The organism is Methanoculleus sp. UBA291 (assembly GCF_002499755.1).
Classification (GTDB): domain Archaea; phylum Halobacteriota; class Methanomicrobia; order Methanomicrobiales; family Methanoculleaceae; genus Methanoculleus; species Methanoculleus palmolei.
In genome coordinates, this window is the sequence record NZ_DANC01000002.1 from 11,570 (window position 1) to 28,028 (window position 16,459).

Below are 16,459 nucleotides of genomic sequence, written 5' to 3' on the forward strand. Positions count from 1 at the left end.
ATGAAGATCGCTATTGAAGAACTGGCGGGATGCTCGGGATGCACGATTGCGGTGCTCGATCTCCACGAGATGCTCCTCGATCTCGTTGCGGAGGCGGATATCGTCTACTCTCCGGTGATCATGGATGTAAAGGAGCCGCCGGAGGGGATCGACATCGCGTTTGTAACCGGAGCAGTCCGCAATGTTGAGAACCGCGAACGCCTCGAAAAGATCCGCAAGCGGGCAAAGACGCTTGTGGCGCTCGGGACCTGTGCCTGCTACGGGGGGATATCGGGTCTTTCGATGCTGAACTCAAACGACGACCTCTTTTCCTGCGTTTACCGGGAGGTGGAGACGACGAAGCCCGACGGCGTTATCCCGACGGATGTGCCGCCGTTCCTCTACCGGGCGTTTGCGGTGGGAGACCTCGTGAAGGTCGATTACTATGTCACGGGCTGCCCGCCGAAAGAGGCGTTCTTAAAGCAGATTATCCCGGCGATGGTCGCCGGTCATACTCTTGAACTCTCGCGTAAATCCGTCTGTTCGGAGTGCGACAGGATCATGGGGCCGGTTGAGAACTGGACTCTTTCCCGGCGGCACGAGGGGGTTCCCGATCGTGAGCACTGCCTGCTTGGGCAGGGTTATCTCTGTCTCGGGAGCGTCACCTTCGGCAGGTGCGCCGCGTCGTGTCCGAAGAATAATATCCCGTGCCACGGGTGCAACGGCCCGTCGCTCGATATCCTTCGTGAGCCCTGCCGGGACATCTACGGCATGATGGTGGCGAGGGTCTCGGACCTCACCGATAAGCCGCAGAAAGAGGTGGAGAAGGAACTCTACGACGTCGCACATACGATGTACGCCTTCACCATCGGGAGCCTCGTCATGGAGGACAAGGAGACGTCAAAAATTCGGGATCTCATTAAGGAGAGGAGCAGATGAAGGAGATTACGGTCAGTCCGGTGACCCGGATAGAGGGCCATGCCGGGGTCAGGGTCTTCCTCAACGACCGGGGCGAGGTCGATTCGGCCCACTTTCAGGTTGTAGAACTCAGGGGGTTTGAAAAGTTCCTCGTCGGGGCGGCCATCGAGGAAGCACCCCGGATCACGCCCCGCATCTGCGGGATATGCCCCTCGGCGCACCACCTCGCGGCCGCAAAGGCGCTCGACGGGATCTTCGGCGTCGAACCGCCCGCGACCGGAAAGAAACTCCGGGAACTTCTCAACATCGGTCAGTTCGTCCACTCCCATGCCCTCCACTTCTTCATGCTTGCGGCTCCCGATTTCATCCTGGGTCGCGACTGCCCCGCGGAGACGCGCAACGTCATCGGGCTTGCCCGCCACTCGCCTGAGATCGCGAAGAAGGCGATCGCTGTCCGTAAGTTCGGCCAGCGCCTGACGGAAGCGGTCGGCGGCAAACCCATTCACCCGACAAACGCGGTGCCGGGCGGGATGTCGGCGCCCCTCACGGAGGGGAAGAGGGTTGAACTGGCTGCCATGGCCGATGAGGCGCTCGGCATCGCCCGTGATGGATGGGACATCGCCCGCAACCTCCTCGACGGTGTCGATACCGATATAGGGACCGTGAAGACCGGGTTTCTCGGTATGACCAACCACGGGCTCTACTCGACCTATGACGGGCCTGTCGCGATGCTTGGGCCCGACGGAGGCAGGCTCGGTTCGTTCTCGGGTCCGGATTACAAGAACTTCATTGAGGAGTATTCGGAGAACTGGTCCTATCTGAAGTTCGCCCGGTTCAAAGGAGGGGATTACTACCGGGTCGGGCCGCTTGCCCGGCTCAACATCGTGGAGAAGATGGGCACGGAGCATGCAGACGCTGCTCTCGCGGAGTACCGCGAGCGGTTCGGCGCCGTTGCCCAGGCTCCGCTTGCCTATCACCTGGCACGCTACATCGAGTTCATCGCCTCGTGCGAGCGGGCGGTGGCCCTGCTCTCGGACTCCGGTATTACCGGTTCCGATACCCGGACGCCGGTGGGGAACGTCGTAAACCGGCGCGGCGTCGGGATCATCGAGGCGCCCCGGGGAACCCTTATCCACGATTACTCCGTCAATGAAGCGGGCATCATCGAGCGGTGCAATCTCATCGTTGCGACCTGCCAGAACAACTATGCCATTGACCGGGGCGTGGAGGCTGTGGCACGCCGGGTGGTGGAGAACGGAGCGTTGACCGATGAGGCGGCAAACCGCATCGAGATGATCATCAGGGCGTACGACCCCTGTATCTCGTGCGCAACACATGCGATCGGGCGGATGCCCCTCAAAATTGAGTGTATCAAAAGAACATGAGGCGATAGAGCTATGCTGAAACAGATCCTGGGAGAATTCCTGAAACTTGACGGGGTTACCGCTGCGGTCGTGGCGGGACGGGACGGCTTTGTAATCGAGAGCGTTGTTGCCGGGGATGTAGACGTCGAGGCCCTCGGTGCCATGGCGTCGACCGGTATGGGTACGTCTGAGGCGATGAGCAACGAACTCGGGAAAGGAGAAATGCACCAGATGCTCATCGAGCTGGAGAACGGGCCCATCCTGCTCTCTCCACTCTCGGAAGACGAGTTGATCGCCATTGTGGCGAACGCGAACGTCAACGTCGGGCGCATCCGGTACGAGCTGAAGAAAAACAGGGATCGGATAACTGCTGCTCTGTGAGACGATGCTACCCGACGGCGTCTCACTTGGGCGAATGCAGGGGCCGCTTACGGCCCTTGCTTCTATCAGTCCTCACTTCACGGGAGCGGTGCGCATCAACGGCCCCGGAGTGACGGGTTTTGTCCTGATTCTGAAAGGAGGCCCGTATGCGGCTGCGTTCGAGGATACCGGCAAAGACCTGCTGCTCAGTGGAGACGAAGCCTACCGCTACCTGCTCGACTGTCCGTCGCTGGACTATGAACTTATCGCGTATACCGTCGGGGAGACCGAGGCGGCCCGTGCGACCGCTCGTGAGACGGGGTGTCTGGTTACCGTGGAGGGTGCAAAGCCTGTCGTCCGGCCCGGGTCGGAGGAGACGGACCGCCTCGAAGAGGTTGCTCGACAGCCGGGCGTCATTGCCGTCTCGGTCTTCCATGAGGGGTTCGCCCTTCAGTCGCTGGGCTCCGCGGACTTCGAGCAGGTGGCTGCGGTCGCCGAGGACCTGCTCCGCGCGGGTATCCGCATCACCGCCGATATGGAGATGGGCCCCCTCTCCCAGATGATCCTCGAGACCCCGGCAGGGAAACTCATCATTGCACCCTATGGGGACCTCTCTCTCTGTATACTGGCGAAGCCCGACGCCAACCTCGGCCTGATCCGCCTCGCGGTGCGGGGCATGCAGGACCGGCTCGCCTGAAATGGATGGCTGTTTTTCGGCCGGTCCGGCACTTCCCGTCTTCTTCGCACCTGGCGGGGTTAACTGCGCTTTCACTGTGCGGGGGGCCTCCTGCACGATTCTGTCGATGCGGATGCTCCCGGCAAACAGGAACCGGACCCGGCCCCGGCCCCTTTCCCGAAGGGGGAGGCCTTTGTCGACGATCCCGGCGTGATCCATCGCATTCAAAAAAATTATTCGGGAGAGGGGGCCGGTTCGTCTCCCGGGAGATGATGAGTTTGATTATTCGTCTTTTGGGTGCTGTGCGAAGGCTTTCCAGACCTGCTCACGGTGGACCGGGCCGCTGTTGTAGGTGCAGAACGGGATGATGCGGCCGTCGGGGGTCGCGTAGTGGATGCAGCACCGCTCAACCCGGCAGAGGTCGTAGTTGTACCGGTCCATGAAGTGCATCGTGCCGATGAAGAGGGCGTTCCAGTGGAACTCGCGCAACGCCTCGAAGTTCTGCATGATGAGGGTCTGTCCTATCAGTTTCATGAACTTCGTGGTATTCTTCTGCTCCGCCTTCCTCGTAGAGGTGTAGAGGTCCTTGACGCCCTCGACAAGGGTCACATACTTGTTGAGCGACCCGCCTTTCGCGAGTTTTGCCGCCATTTTCTCGACCGACTCAAAGAAGGCGTCGACGTCCACCATCTTGTTGATCGGGACCATCCCGTCTTCGGTGACGAAGACATAGGTCGCCGCTCCGCAGTGCTGGTGCGTGGTGAATGAGATCTGGGGCTTGCCCGTATACGCCTCAACGAGATCGCAGATGGGGACGATACAGGGTACGGGGTAGAAGTAATCCTTCTTGATAACGCCGTCCGTCTGCTCCTCAATTCGCTCTGCAAGTTCCGGGATGGTGATCCGCTCTTTCCTGACATCATCCTCGCTTGCCGCTCCGGTGAACGCCACCGGCTGGAAGTTGACGCCCCGGATGGTCTTGATGTGCTCTGCGGCATACTTGATGATGGCGCCCGCCTCGTGGTCGTTCCTGCCCTTGATGATCGTCGGCACCAGCACCACCCCCATGCCGATCTTCTCGCAGTTCTCGATGGCCCGCTGGTCGCTCGCGAGTTTTGTGTTCGTCTCCTGGGTTATGCCGTCGAAGTGGAGGTAAACAGTGGAGAGCCCGGCCTCTTTGAGTTGTGCGATGTAGTCGGGTTCCCGGGCAATCCTGATACCGTTCGTTGCGACCTGAACCTGGGACATCCCGAGTTCTTTTGCTTTCTTGATGATCTCCGGGAGATCATCGCGTATCGTCGGTTCGCCGCCCGAGAACTGGACGGCGGGGGTCGGGGTAGGTCTCTCCTCGCGCAGCATGCGTAGCATCCCGGCGATCTGATCGAAGGTTGGTTCGTAGACAAAACCGCAGGCCCGGGCGTTTGCAAAGCAGAAGTCGCAGTTGAGGTTGCACCGGTTCGTCAGATCGATATTGGCAAGCAACGTCGTCGACCGGTGGTTCTCACAGATTCCGCAGTCGTACGGACATCCGGTCGGGGACGTAGTCGTCTGATGGTTCGAAACCCCCTTTCCTACGCGCTCGTAGGCGTCAAACCTCCGGTACATCTCTGCGTCCGACCAGTAGAGGCCACGGTATGTGCCGTGTTCCGGACAGGTACGGACCAGCCAGACCTTTCCCTCCTCTTCGACGATCTCGGCATCGAGTACGCGGCCGCATGTTGGACAGAGGCTCCTTGTCTTTTTAATCAGCATTCTCTCACCGTGCCCATCAATTATTCATGCACTCATATTTCGACACGTTAATCTTTATATTTACTGATTATACTGGGTATTGACACTATTTGATACTATACTCGGATACTGGCTCTTTTCCGGTATTGCGGCGCTGTGGATCATGCTTCCTGCGTACGTGCCGAACTCAGCGGCCGCGGTCCTCGGAGGCGGGACGCCCATCGACTTTAGGAAGACGTTTCGCGACGGGCGAAGGATCTTTGGCGACGGCAAGACGTACCGGGGGTTCATCGGAGGCGTGGTCTCCGGGGTGCTGCTGGGTCTTATCCAGATCTGGGCCGCCTCTGCGTTCGGTCTGGATCTGTTCCCCCAGCATACGTTCCTCTCGGTTACGCTTCTCGCGACGGGTGCGCTCCTTGGCGATCTCGTCAAAAGTTTCCTGAAGCGGAGGCTGGGTAAAGAACGGGGTGAATCCTGGCCGATCGCCGACCAGTATGACCTGGTCGTCGGTTCCTTCCTGCTCCTCCTCCTGTTCGATCCCCGGTGGCTGCTTGAGAATCTTACCTTCCCCATTGCAGTCTGGATCGTCGTCATGACGCCCCTCCTTCACCGGATCGTGAACATTATCGGCTATTACATCGGAGTTAAAGAAGTACCATGGTAAACCCAATCGCGACACTACTGACTGAGAACGGGGCTATCGAGTTCGGGGACTTTGTCCTTGCGTCGGGAGCCCGGAGTTCCTACTACATCGACATCAAAGCCGCAACGACGAACCCTGCCGTCCTTGCGGCAATCGGGAAAGCCATTGCCGAAGGCTGGGAGTTTGATACGGTGGCCGGAGTGGCGGTCGGCGCCGTACCGATCGCCGTCGCCGTCTCGCTTGCAAGCGGCCGGCCCTATGCCATCATCCGGAGGGCGGAGAAGGACCATGGCAAAGCCGGGACGATCATCGGCGAGGTGCGCGACAGAAACGTGCTGCTGGTCGAGGACGTGACCACGTCCGGGGGAAGTGCTCTTTACGGCCTCGAAGCCCTGCGGCACGCCGGTGCGCACGTCGACCGGGTGGTGACCGTCGTCGACCGGGAAACTGGCGCTCATGAGGCGCTTGCAGAAAAAGGTGCAGTGCTTCTTGCGCTTGTGCGGGTCAGTGAACTGCTGGACGGATAAACATTTTTTACGAGCAGGCGAATAGATGGATATGAAAGTACTCGTTGTAGGCGGTGGTGGCAGGGAGCATGCGATCGCCAGGGCCCTATCCTGCAACAGCGGCGTGAGAATATTTTCTGTTATGGCACGCAAAAACCCGGGGATCGCCCGGCTCGCGGAGCGGGTGCTTCTCGAGAAAGAGACCAATATCCCGGAGATAGTAGAGTTCGCCACAAAGAACGCGCTTGACGCTGCGGTCATCGGGCCGGAGGCGCCTCTTGAGGCGGGCATCGTCGATCACCTCGAGGCGGCGGGGATACCTTCTGTGGGGCCGACCCGTGCGGCCGCACGGCTTGAGACGGATAAGGCGTTCTGCCGGAGATTGATGGAACAGCACGGGATCGCGGGATGCCCGGAATACCGGGTCTGTCATGACCTGGAAGAAGCACGGCGGTTCATCGAGGCCTACGACGGGGACCTCGCCATCAAACCTATCGGACTCACCGGCGGGAAGGGTGTGCGGGTCATGGGCGAGCACGTCGATGCTGCAGGGGCGGTTGAGTACGTCCGGAAACTCGGGGGCGACGTCGTGCTGGAGGAACGGCTTTTTGGGGAGGAGTTCACCCTTCAGGCGTTCGTCGACGGTGAGCACCTGGTGCCCATGCCGCTCGTGCAGGACCATAAACGTGCATACGAAGGGGATGTGGGGCCGAATACCGGCGGGATGGGTTCATACTCCATGCCGGACCACATGCTCCCGTTTGTCAGTCCCTCCGACTACGAGAAAGCGCTCCAAATTATGCGGGAGACCGTCGCGGCCATGCGGGACGAAGGAGCGCCCTACCGGGGGATCCTCTACGGCCAGTTCATGAACACCCGCGACGGTCCCAGGGTCATCGAGTTCAATGCCCGTTTCGGAGATCCTGAGGCGATGAACGTTCTCTCTCTTCTGGAGTCGGACTTCTTCGAGATCGTCCGCCATATCACAAAGGGAGACCTTTCGCCGTCGCATGTCCGGTTTGGGCATGAAGCGACGGTCTGCAAGTACCTTGTCCCTGAGGGTTACCCGGAGGCCCCGGCGACCCGCCAGCCTCTCACCATCGGCGATTACGGCGACGCCCGGCTCTACTACGCAAACGTCGAAGAACGGGACGGGATGCTCTATACCCGGACGTCGCGGACGCTTGCGTTCGTCGGGAAGGGCGAGACGCTTGACGAGGCCGAGGCGATCGCCGAGAAGGCGGCGTCTTCCGTCTCGGGAAACGTTTTCCACCGGAGGGATATCGGCACCCGGGAACTCCTCGATAGGCGGTGCCGGCACATGAAGGAGATCGCATGAAGAAAGATTTTCTCTCGATCGTCGATATCGATGCGGGTGAACTTGCAAGCATTGTCGACGATGCTGAACGCTTAAAACGGCTGAAGTTCGCAGGAATCGCGCACGAGTACCTCCGGGGAAAGAATCTTGCGATGATCTTTGAGAAGGCGTCCACCCGCACCCGGGTCTCGTTTGAGGTGGGGATGACCGACCTCGGGGGCCATGCGCTCTTCCTGAACCCCCAGGATATGCAACTTGGTCGGGGTGAGGAGATCCGGGATACGGCACGGGTGCTTTCCCGCTACGTCGATGCGGTGATGATCCGGGCCTACGATCATGCTTCCGTCGAGGAATTCGCCCGCTACTCGACCGTTCCGATCATCAACGGCCTATCGGACCGGCTGCACCCCTGTCAGGTGCTCGCCGATATCATGACCCTCAGCGAGCGCTTCGACGACCTTCACGACCTGAAACTCGCGTGGATCGGAGACGGCAACAACGTCTGCAATTCCTGGATCCTCTCTTCGGCCCTGACCGGGATGGAGATCACCGTCGCAAGCCCCCCGGGTTACCGTCCGAAGGATGCGGTCGTCAATCAGGCACGGGCGGCGGGGGGCAGGGTCAACGTCGTCACAGACCCGGAGGAGGCGGTCCGTGATGCGGACGTCCTCTACACCGACATATGGGTCTCGATGGGCGACGAGCAGGAGCGTGCCGAGCGCCTGCGGGCCCTCAGGAACTACACGATAGATTCTCACCTTCTTCGCCGCGCGCCGCCGGACGCCCTCGTGATGCACTGTCTCCCCGCCCACCGGGGGGAGGAGATTACCGACGAGGTGCTGGAAGGACCGCAGAGCATCGTCTGGGACCAGGCCGAGAACCGGCTCCACGCCCAGAAGGCGCTGCTCGTGCGGCTGATCGCCGGCGGGATGCCCCCGGCGGAGTGAGGAGAAAGAGAGTTACTTTTTTTTGGGCTGGCGGCTGACCTGCGCGCCGCACCATGTCCCGGCAAGTACGGGCCAGGAATACGGGTATGGCCGGAACCAGGCCTCCTCAGGCCCACCCGTATGCTGGAGCATCTGCAACCAAAGATGGAGGTCGTCCCAAAAGGGTCCCTGGACCTCCGGTACACTCAGATCGGAGCACTCACCTCCAAAGTTTCTACCATCTGAACCAGATCCAGGGCAAGGATGATGAAACGGCTTTCTATTGGGTGTCCCCCTCCCGACAAAGAGATTTTGGGACGACCTCCTATTCAAGCAAATATTTGAGCATCTTTTCCGGCGCATTCACAAACTGTTTAGTGATACGGAAATGCTCGGTTTCCTGATATGGTATGGAGTTTATTCCTTTCTCCGAAAGTTCAAACACCTCCGCATCAGGAAAAGCCATGAGGATCGGTGAATGGGTGGAAATGATGAATTGAGAGTTATGTTTTACCAGATCATCAATACAGCACATTAACTGTAACAGGCGAGAGGGCGACAGGGCCGCTTCCGGTTCATCAAGGATGTATAGACCATTGCCGCCAAACCTATTTTCCACCAACGCCATAAAACTCTCTCCATGGGATTGCGCATGCAGTGAAACGCCACCGTAACTGGGGATTGCACGGACCCTGTCAATGTTGGTTGCTACGTTGTAAAAGCTCTCCGCACGGAGGAAAAATCCATCCTTATGCCGCTTTACTCCTTTACAAACGGTTAAGTAGCGATACAGTTCCGAATGAGAATCCTCCGTGGAAAAATTGAAGTTTATCGTTCCGCCTTCGGGATTAAAGCCCATCGACACCGCAATGGCTTCAATGAGTGTGGACTTGCCAATGCCGTTTTCTCCAACAAAAAAAGTTACATGCTTGCTGATCGGCAATTCTTCCATGTCCTGAAGATGTTTGACCACTGGTAAATCGTACAGGTAGTTGTCCGAGGGAATATCTTTCGCCAGTTTAATGCCGGTAACATATAGATCGCTCAACATGGTTTTTGCCTCCGGTTCACGTAAGCATAGTATCATAATATAGCAAGCGGCGCAAAAGAAACCAGCAGTCAAGGCTTTTCCTTGATCGCTGGTTTCTTGTTGACATTACAGCCATACCAGCACGGCGAAACCGCCGTTAAAGCAATAGGTGTTCGTACAATGTCCGATTGGTGGACTGTGGGAGACCCGCGCCTCCGGTGTTCGACTTCCGCCTGCCCCCTCCCCGTCAGCCCCTCCCCATGGCGGTACTCCCACGGGTCCGGTCTACCGGGACCTCTCTCACGGTTATAGCGCGTGTTCGAGCGTGAGATGTTGCCTGGGTTCCGAATCGCGACGATTCGGCAGAACTGGAACAGGAGCACTGTCAGGTGCGAGTTGCACAGTTCGTTAAAAAACCGCGGATGGGATTTCACTGCCAGAGGAATACCGGGGTGCCCTCAAATACTCTCTGTGTGACGGCTCCTCCTCCGAACCAGCGCACCTGACTTCGAATAAGAAAAAGAGTATATCTATTCCGCGACGAACTCCTTCAGCCGCGCGAGAAGGTACTTCTGCACCTCTTCGACGACCTCTCTCTTCCCGCGGAACGCCAGCAGTTCCCGTATGTCCCCGTCCATGTTTGCAAACGACAGCTTCTGCGGCCGTCGCACCACTTCCACGTCGTATTTCTCAACGACATCGTAGATCATCTTGCGGGGCACGCCCGGGGGAACGAGCATATCGTAGAGCTGTTCTTCTTCGGCCATCGATTTTTCAACTCCTACTTCCCTATTTTGATCCGGCGGGACATAATACATGGCCCTCCCCGCACCCCGCCGAGCGGGGCTTTGGGTTTGCCGAGCGAGTTCATGCACCGGCCCATCAGTGCGGCTCCCCGGGCAAGGCCGTCGTCCACAAAGACCAGGTGGTCGTTCGGCGTGTCGTAGAGGCTCCGCTCGGTGATGCCCTCGAGGATGTACTCGGGTTTCCTCCCCGAGATCGCCGCCCGCCCGGTGAACCCGATTGACGAGTTCGGCGGGACCATCCCCCTCTCGACGGCGATGTCGATGAGCCTGAGCGCCATTTTTGCGCAGACCCGGTCGACGACCTCGGTCAGCATGCCCATACCGTGTTTCTCATAGATCTCGTGTCCGATCTCCTCAAGTGCCGGCATCTCGCTGCCGTTGACGCCGCAGTCGCACCCGATGAGGGCGACGCCTGATTTATCGGCAACGTCGGCGCAGACCGGGACCCGCCCGAACTTCGTCCGATCCGGGGGGACGATCCTGATATCGATGTGTTCATGACACCGGTCGACGTAGTCGTCAACGACGGAGCGCTTTCTGCCCCCGAACGCGCCCTTGATACTATGGTCGCCGAAGAGGTCGAGGGCTGTTCCCGTCCGGCCCTTCACAAGCCCGGTGCCCCGGACGATTGCATCCGGTATGGCGCCTGCAAGCCCGCAGAAGTTTCCGGTTGTTTGAGCGAACGGGTTCGGCTCATCCGGGGCGACATCGCTCGTGATCCGGCCGTCGAGCGTGGTCCCGAAGTCGATGGATATACAGGGGTTCCGGAAGTCGACCGGCGTCCACTTGGCGCCTTCCTTGATGCCCGCCATCGCAAGTTCTCCCTCCATCTCGTTCGCCACCATCTCGACGCCGGTACACCCGACCGGCGGCACGACACCGGCAACCGCGCCGATGAAGACCACCCGGTCGGCAAACGAGAACTGCCGGAGTTTAGGGGGGAGGTTGTCGATAGACATCGGCGGCGTCATCTTTCGCGGGGGGACGCCGGCTTCGAGGCAGCCGTTGGCGAGAGCGATGATGAAGTCGCCGACCTGGTCGGGAGAGTCCATCGCCGCCACGACGCCGGTGCTCCTGACGACAAAGTCCAGGTCGTCCTTGATGCTGAGGTGGGCGTCTTTGTGGCACCGGATCAGGGTGTCGCGCACCAGTTCCGTGACCGACTCCCGTGTCAGTTCCGTGCCGTCCAGGGTTGCCCCGAAGACCGTCTCGCCCGGTAATGGCTGCCGGACGTCGCGGCTCATGGTCACGGTCTTGTTGATGACGTAGGACCTGCCTGTTTCGAGGTTGGTGCCGGTCAGGATGCACTTCGTGGTGGTATTGCCCATCTCGACGGACGCTACGATAAAATAGGGCTTCGCCCGATACTCGGGAACGCCCGCGCCTGCTCCGTGGGAGATCGACGGCGGCGGCGGACTCTCGACGATATGCGGCGTGGGTTTAAAAAAACGCTCCAAAAAGCGGGCACACATAATAGTCTTTTCCCCGTCTGTCTGCTTATATTTTTCCATACCGCGGCGGATGCCCGGAGCATGGAGAGAGGGGCGGCCGTCATGTGACCATTTTTCCAGGTTCGGCGTGGCGATGCGCTGGACCGATGAAGGTTTTCGTCGATTCGGACAGGTCTCCATGGAGCGGATGCGGGTGCCGTTGTTGAGGATCGCCTGCACCGCGTCGCGGATATCGGCGGTGCCGCCCGCGGCCGGAGGGAGGAGAACCCGCCCGGAAGCCCGGTTCCCCTGTAGACCGCACCGAGATGGCGGCGCGCCCGATCAGGCCGAGGCTGCCGTCGCTGCTCGCGGCGGGCGTCACCGTTGGCGTCGATCAGGGACGGGTCGGGCGCATGCCGTTAGCCGTCCGAGAGGACATCGATCTTATATATACAGAGCACGGATACCCCGTTATCGGACGGGCAGCGACGGAGCGTTGCGTCCGTTCCACTCCCCGGGAGGGGTGAATCGTATGGTTGCGCTTTCAGGTGAAATTAAAGAGATATTTAACAAAACCCGAATCATGCCGATGGCCACCGCCTCAAAAGGCGGCGTCCCGAACGTGGCGCCGATGGCATCGATACACCTTGTCGACGACGACACCGTCTGGATCATGGACAACTACATGGTAAAAACGCTTGAAAACCTCAAGGAGAACCCGATCGCGGCCCTCTACTTCTACGACCCGGATTCCAAGCGCTGCTTCCAGATAAAGGGCTCGACGGAGATCCGGACGTCCGGTCCCGAGTACGAAAAGTTCCGCGACCGCGTGAAAGCAAAGAACGACAGGTTCCCGGCGAAGTCGCTCGTCATCATCAAGATCACCGACGTCTTCGAGTGCACGCCGGGAAAAGAGGCGGGGAAGAAGGTGCTCTAGGCACCCCTTCAGCGCTTCTTGAGGTTCTGACAGAGGCGCGCCTGCAGTCCGAAGTAGTTCGAGAACCCGACGGCGTGGTTCTGGTCGATTGTCGTTGAGTCGAAGGATACGAGGTCGTCCGAGTAGATCGCGAGGTCCGAGCTCCGGCCGAGGACCGAGAGGCCGCCCTTGTAGAGGCCCAGGTCTACGCCGCCGCTCGCCCGCTCCTGTGTCCTGTCGATGAAGGCGTTTAAGGCGTAGAAGAGCGGTTCGTGCACAAGCCCCATATAGGCGAGTTCGGACCACTTATCGTCGACGATACGCTTGAACGCGAGTTCGGAGCGCGTGAGGACGAGATGCTCCAGGTCGCGGTGCGCCGCGAGCAGGACCGTTGCGGCCGGGTGCTCGTAATTCTCACGGGCCTTCAGGCCGAGGATCCGATCCTCGATCATGTCGTTGCGGCCCACACCGTTCCGCCCGGCGATCCGGTTCAGTTCCCGGATCAGGGTGATGCCGGGGAGCCTCTCTTCGTTGAGGGCGACCGGGACCCCTTTCTCAAACTCGATCCGGACCTCCTCCACGGCGTCGGGGGCGTCCCTCGGCGACACCGTCCAGGCATAGATATCCTCAGGCGGGTGGAAGGCCGGGTCTTCAAGGTTGCCGCCTTCGATGCTCCGGCTCCAGAAGTTCTCATCGATGCTGTAGGGCTTGTCCTTCGCCGCGCTCACCGGGACGTTGTGGTCCTGAGCGTAGCAGATCTCCCACTCGCGGGTCAGGTTCATCTCACGCATCGGTGCGACGATATCATACCCGGCGGATCGAAAGATGAAGTCGAACCGGAGCTGGTCGTTTCCTTTCCCGGTACACCCGTGCGCGATCGTTGAAGCGCCTTCCTGCTCTGCAACCTTCACGATCTCTTCAGCGATCAGCGGGCGGGCAAGCGCCGTACCCATCGGGTAACCCTCGTAGGACCCGTTCGCCTTGATCGAGGGGAAGATGCAGTCGGTGACAAACTTCTCCTTCGCATCGATGGTGTAGTGTTTGTCTGCAAGCAGCCGGCCCTTTTCGGTTGCCCGGGCGATCTCCTCCTCGGGTTGGCCCACGTCAACGGCAACGGTGACGATCTCGTCAAACCCGTAGTGCTCGCGCAGGAGGGGGATACAGACGGAGGTGTCGAGACCTCCCGAAAATGCTAGGACGACTTTTCTCTTATCCATGGTTACTGATCTCCGCATTCCTGGTTCCTGTCTCACGGACAGTCCGGAGTACAATCTACATTGATATGACCTTTTACCCAATTAAAAGAACTGGTATGGACAGGAGAACCGGGGGAACCGGACCCGTCCCCGGTATTTCCGGAGGCCGGGGGATGCGTGGGTGCGTGGCGCCCATCTTAATGGGGCCGCACGATGCCGGCCTCCTTCAGTGCGCAGTGACAGGCCGGGAGGAGGGGACCGGAGCGGGGTTTCAACAAAGCCGAAAAAATGGGCAGCATACGGGGCATAATCGGCGAATTGACGATAAATTACAGGATAAGCGGCACAAGTCGCATCTATCCCTGAAAGCATTGCAAAATGTCGGAAAAACAAAAATTGCCCACAATATCTGCCTTTTTTCAAAAACAGTAATTATAAAACAGATAAAATAGAAATCGTGACGCTGGAGGGTTCTGTTATTTTTGAGAAGTTGCCCGTAGAAAACGTAACATCATTACAACCGATCGTCAGGGTGAAAGGTCTGACAAAAGTATTCGGACCGGACCCCGGGAAAGCGCTGGACCTTCGTCGTTCCGGCTGCTCAAAGCAGGAGATCCATGAAAAAATCGGCGCGACACTCGCCCTCAACAACGTCTCTTTCGAGGTTATGCCGGGGGAGACCTTCGTCCTGATGGGACTTTCCGGGAGCGGAAAATCGACGCTTTTGCGCTGCATTAACCGGCTTATCGACCCAACCGAGGGTGAAATACGGATCGACGGCGAAGATGTCGTCAGAATGAGCCATGAGGAACTGCGGGCGATCCGGAGGCGCAAACTGGGCATGATCTTTCAGAACTTTGCCCTTCTCCCTCACCGGACGGTCCTCGAGAACGTCGCCTTCGGCCTTGAGATCCAGGGCGTCCCGGAGGCGGAACGCCGCAAAAAAGCCGAAGAGATGCTCAGGATGGTGGGGCTCGACGGTTACGGGGCGAGCATGCCCTCCCACCTTTCCGGAGGCATGAAGCAGCGGGTCGGACTTGCCCGTGCGCTCACGAGCGATCTGGAAGTGCTCCTGATGGACGAGGCGTTCAGCGCTCTCGATCCGCTCATCAGGAGGGAGATGCAGGACGAGCTGCTGGACCTCCAGCAGCGGCTCGGTAAGACGATCATCTTCGTCACCCACGACCTCGACGAAGCCTTAAAACTCGGCGACCGCATCGCCCTGATGAAGGACGGTGAGATCGTGCAGATCGGCACGCCGGAGGAGATCCTGACGAACCCGAAAAACGCCTACGTCGAAAAGTTCGTCGCCGACGTGGACCTGACACGGGTCCTCTCGGCAAGCGACGTGATGCGCCGCCCCGAGCCGGTTGCCCGGTGCACCGCGGGACCGAGGGTGGCCCTGCACCTCATGGAGGAGTACGATATTACCCGGATATTCGTGGTCACCCGCCAGCGCCTGCTCCGCGGGCTGGTGACGCTCGACGACGCTGCAGGTGCCGTCAGGGAGGGAAAAGAGATGGCGGATATCCTCCTCACCGACGTCTCGACGGTTCCCCCCGATGCGTCGCTTGGCGATATCATCGCGCTGATCGTCGAGAGCCCCTATCCGGTGGCGGTGACGGACGATACAGGCAGGCTCGAGGGAGTGATCTCACGCGGCGCCATCCTCGCCGCTCTGGCGCGAAAAGAGGGGGGGAACCATGCAACCGCCTGAACTTCCCGTGGGGGAGGCCGTCGAGGTGCTCGTGGCCTGGATCGAGAAACACCTCGGCTGGCTGCTTGACGGCTTCGGTGAAGGACTGCAGTTCCTTGTGGACGGGTTTCAGGATATCCTGTTCGCCGTCCCGGCACCTGTCCTGGTCTTCCTCGCGAGCATGCTGGTCTGGTTCGTCACCCGGCACAACGCCGGACTGGCGGTGTTCACCGCGCTTGGCCTGCTGCTGGTCTGGAGCCTCGGGCTCTGGGACCCCGCAATGCTCACCCTTGCACTCGTCACCGTCTCGACCATTCTCGCGCTCGCAGTAGCGATCCCGGTCGGGATCGGCGCCGCGGGCAGCGAGCCGCTGAACGCCGCTCTCCGGCCCGTCCTCGATTTCATGCAGACCATGCCCTCGTTTGTTTACCTCATCCCGGCGGTGATCTTCTTCGGGCTCGGGAGCGTTCCGGGCATCATTGCAACGGTCGTCTTTGCGATGCCGCCGGCGCTGCGCCTCACCAATCTCGGGATCCGGCAGGTGCCCCGGGAGTTGATCGAGGTGGCGGACGCTTTCGGCGCCACGCCCCGCCAGAAACTGTTCAAAGTGCAGATCCCGGTCGCCCTTCCCACCATCATGGCGGGGGTGAACCAGTGTATCATGCTCGCCCTCTCGATGACCGTCATCGCATCGATGATCGGGGCGGGGGGGCTCGGTTACCAGGTGCTTGTGGGCATCCAGCGGGTGGATATCGGCATGGGATTTGAGGCCGGGCTTGCCATTGTGATCATCGCGATCATTCTGGACCGAATAACGCAAAACATTGTGCCGCAGCACGAGAGCCAGTGACCCCTCCGGGTCCCGGGCCGGTCAGCCCTGTACATAGCGAAAAGCCGGCGTACAGAGGAAATTGCAGGTCCTTTAAAATCTGGTCCATTTAAGGCTCTGTTTGCCAAACAGGGT

16 protein-coding genes are annotated in these 16,459 nt (G+C 59.7%); 11 read left to right on the forward strand and 5 right to left on the reverse strand.

Annotated elements, in window-relative coordinates; translation table 11 throughout:
• From BP737_RS00110 to BP737_RS00125, 4 genes are read left to right on the forward strand one after another with little or no spacing between them, the layout of a single operon-like run.
• A complete protein-coding gene (locus tag BP737_RS00110) occupies positions 1-918 on the forward strand; it encodes a F420-nonreducing hydrogenase (protein WP_342685804.1) in 918 nt (305 codons plus the stop codon).
• Positions 915-2,282, forward strand: a complete 1,368-nt coding sequence (locus tag BP737_RS00115) for a Ni/Fe hydrogenase subunit alpha (protein WP_292409055.1) — start codon at positions 915-917, stop codon at positions 2,280-2,282. The genes BP737_RS00110 and BP737_RS00115 overlap by 4 nt, the downstream gene beginning before the upstream one ends.
• 12 nt (positions 2,283-2,294) lie before the next feature.
• Positions 2,295-2,642, forward strand: a complete 348-nt coding sequence (locus tag BP737_RS00120) for a roadblock/LC7 domain-containing protein (protein WP_292409057.1) — start codon at positions 2,295-2,297, stop codon at positions 2,640-2,642.
• Positions 2,643-2,646: 4 nt separating this feature from the next.
• On the forward strand, positions 2,647-3,318 hold the full coding sequence (locus tag BP737_RS00125) for a roadblock/LC7 domain-containing protein (protein WP_292409059.1): 672 nt from the start codon (positions 2,647-2,649) through the stop codon (positions 3,316-3,318).
• A 261-nt stretch (positions 3,319-3,579) separates the two neighbouring features.
• Here BP737_RS00125 and tes read toward each other — a convergent pair whose 3' ends face one another.
• The gene (tes, locus tag BP737_RS00130) at positions 3,580-5,049 is read right to left on the reverse strand and encodes a tetraether lipid synthase Tes (protein ID WP_292409061.1); all 1,470 of its coding nucleotides are present in this window, start codon (positions 5,047-5,049) and stop codon (positions 3,580-3,582) included.
• 142 nt (positions 5,050-5,191) lie between these two features.
• Here tes and BP737_RS00135 point away from each other — a divergent pair, with 142 nt between their 5' ends.
• Genes BP737_RS00135 through argF form a run of 4 tightly spaced genes read left to right on the forward strand, consistent with a single transcriptional unit; the run spans position 5,192 to position 8,442 of the window.
• A complete protein-coding gene (locus BP737_RS00135; protein WP_292409089.1) occupies positions 5,192-5,692 on the forward strand; it encodes a CDP-2,3-bis-(O-geranylgeranyl)-sn-glycerol synthase in 501 nt (166 codons plus the stop codon).
• Positions 5,686-6,198, forward strand: coding sequence for an orotate phosphoribosyltransferase (gene pyrE / locus BP737_RS00140; protein ID WP_292409063.1), 513 nt, complete (start codon positions 5,686-5,688; stop codon positions 6,196-6,198). Before BP737_RS00135 ends, pyrE begins: the two co-directional genes overlap by 7 nt.
• A gap of 25 nt (positions 6,199-6,223) precedes the next feature.
• Positions 6,224-7,516: a phosphoribosylamine--glycine ligase gene (gene purD / locus BP737_RS00145; protein ID WP_292409064.1), complete on the forward strand. Its 1,293-nt coding sequence runs from the start codon at positions 6,224-6,226 to the stop codon at positions 7,514-7,516.
• The gene (gene argF / locus BP737_RS00150) at positions 7,513-8,442 is read left to right on the forward strand and encodes an ornithine carbamoyltransferase (RefSeq protein WP_292409066.1); all 930 of its coding nucleotides are present in this window, start codon (positions 7,513-7,515) and stop codon (positions 8,440-8,442) included. Before purD ends, argF begins: the two co-directional genes overlap by 4 nt.
• A 304-nt stretch (positions 8,443-8,746) precedes the next feature.
• Here the strand turns inward: argF and BP737_RS00155 are convergent, their stop codons facing one another.
• From BP737_RS00155 to BP737_RS00165, 3 genes are all read right to left on the reverse strand, one after another.
• The gene (locus tag BP737_RS00155; protein ID WP_292409068.1) at positions 8,747-9,472 is read right to left on the reverse strand and encodes an AAA family ATPase; all 726 of its coding nucleotides are present in this window, start codon (positions 9,470-9,472) and stop codon (positions 8,747-8,749) included.
• A gap of 509 nt (positions 9,473-9,981) precedes the next feature.
• The gene (locus BP737_RS00160; RefSeq protein ID WP_292409070.1) at positions 9,982-10,218 is read right to left on the reverse strand and encodes a hypothetical protein; all 237 of its coding nucleotides are present in this window, start codon (positions 10,216-10,218) and stop codon (positions 9,982-9,984) included.
• Between the two features lie 14 nt (positions 10,219-10,232).
• Positions 10,233-11,729 (reverse strand): methanogenesis marker 14 protein, encoded by a 1,497-nt coding sequence (locus BP737_RS00165; RefSeq protein ID WP_292409071.1) that lies wholly within the window; start codon positions 11,727-11,729, stop codon positions 10,233-10,235.
• Between the two features lie 490 nt (positions 11,730-12,219).
• On the opposite strand from BP737_RS00165, the gene BP737_RS00170 reads away from it, so the two are divergent.
• On the forward strand, positions 12,220-12,624 hold the full coding sequence (locus tag BP737_RS00170; RefSeq protein WP_292409073.1) for a pyridoxamine 5'-phosphate oxidase family protein: 405 nt from the start codon (positions 12,220-12,222) through the stop codon (positions 12,622-12,624).
• Positions 12,625-12,632: 8 nt separating this feature from the next.
• Here BP737_RS00170 and BP737_RS00175 read toward each other — a convergent pair whose 3' ends face one another.
• Positions 12,633-13,820: an argininosuccinate synthase gene (locus BP737_RS00175; RefSeq protein ID WP_292409075.1), complete on the reverse strand. Its 1,188-nt coding sequence runs from the start codon at positions 13,818-13,820 to the stop codon at positions 12,633-12,635.
• Positions 13,821-14,256: 436 nt separating this feature from the next.
• Here BP737_RS00175 and BP737_RS00180 point away from each other — a divergent pair, with 436 nt between their 5' ends.
• Both BP737_RS00180 and BP737_RS00185 read left to right on the forward strand, forming a co-directional pair.
• Positions 14,257-15,516 (forward strand): quaternary amine ABC transporter ATP-binding protein, encoded by a 1,260-nt coding sequence (locus BP737_RS00180; protein ID WP_292409077.1) that lies wholly within the window; start codon positions 14,257-14,259, stop codon positions 15,514-15,516.
• Complete coding sequence (locus tag BP737_RS00185) at positions 15,503-16,345, forward strand: ABC transporter permease (RefSeq protein ID WP_292409079.1); 843 nt, start codon at positions 15,503-15,505, stop codon at positions 16,343-16,345. Before BP737_RS00180 ends, BP737_RS00185 begins: the two co-directional genes overlap by 14 nt.
• Positions 16,346-16,459 lie beyond the last annotated feature (114 nt).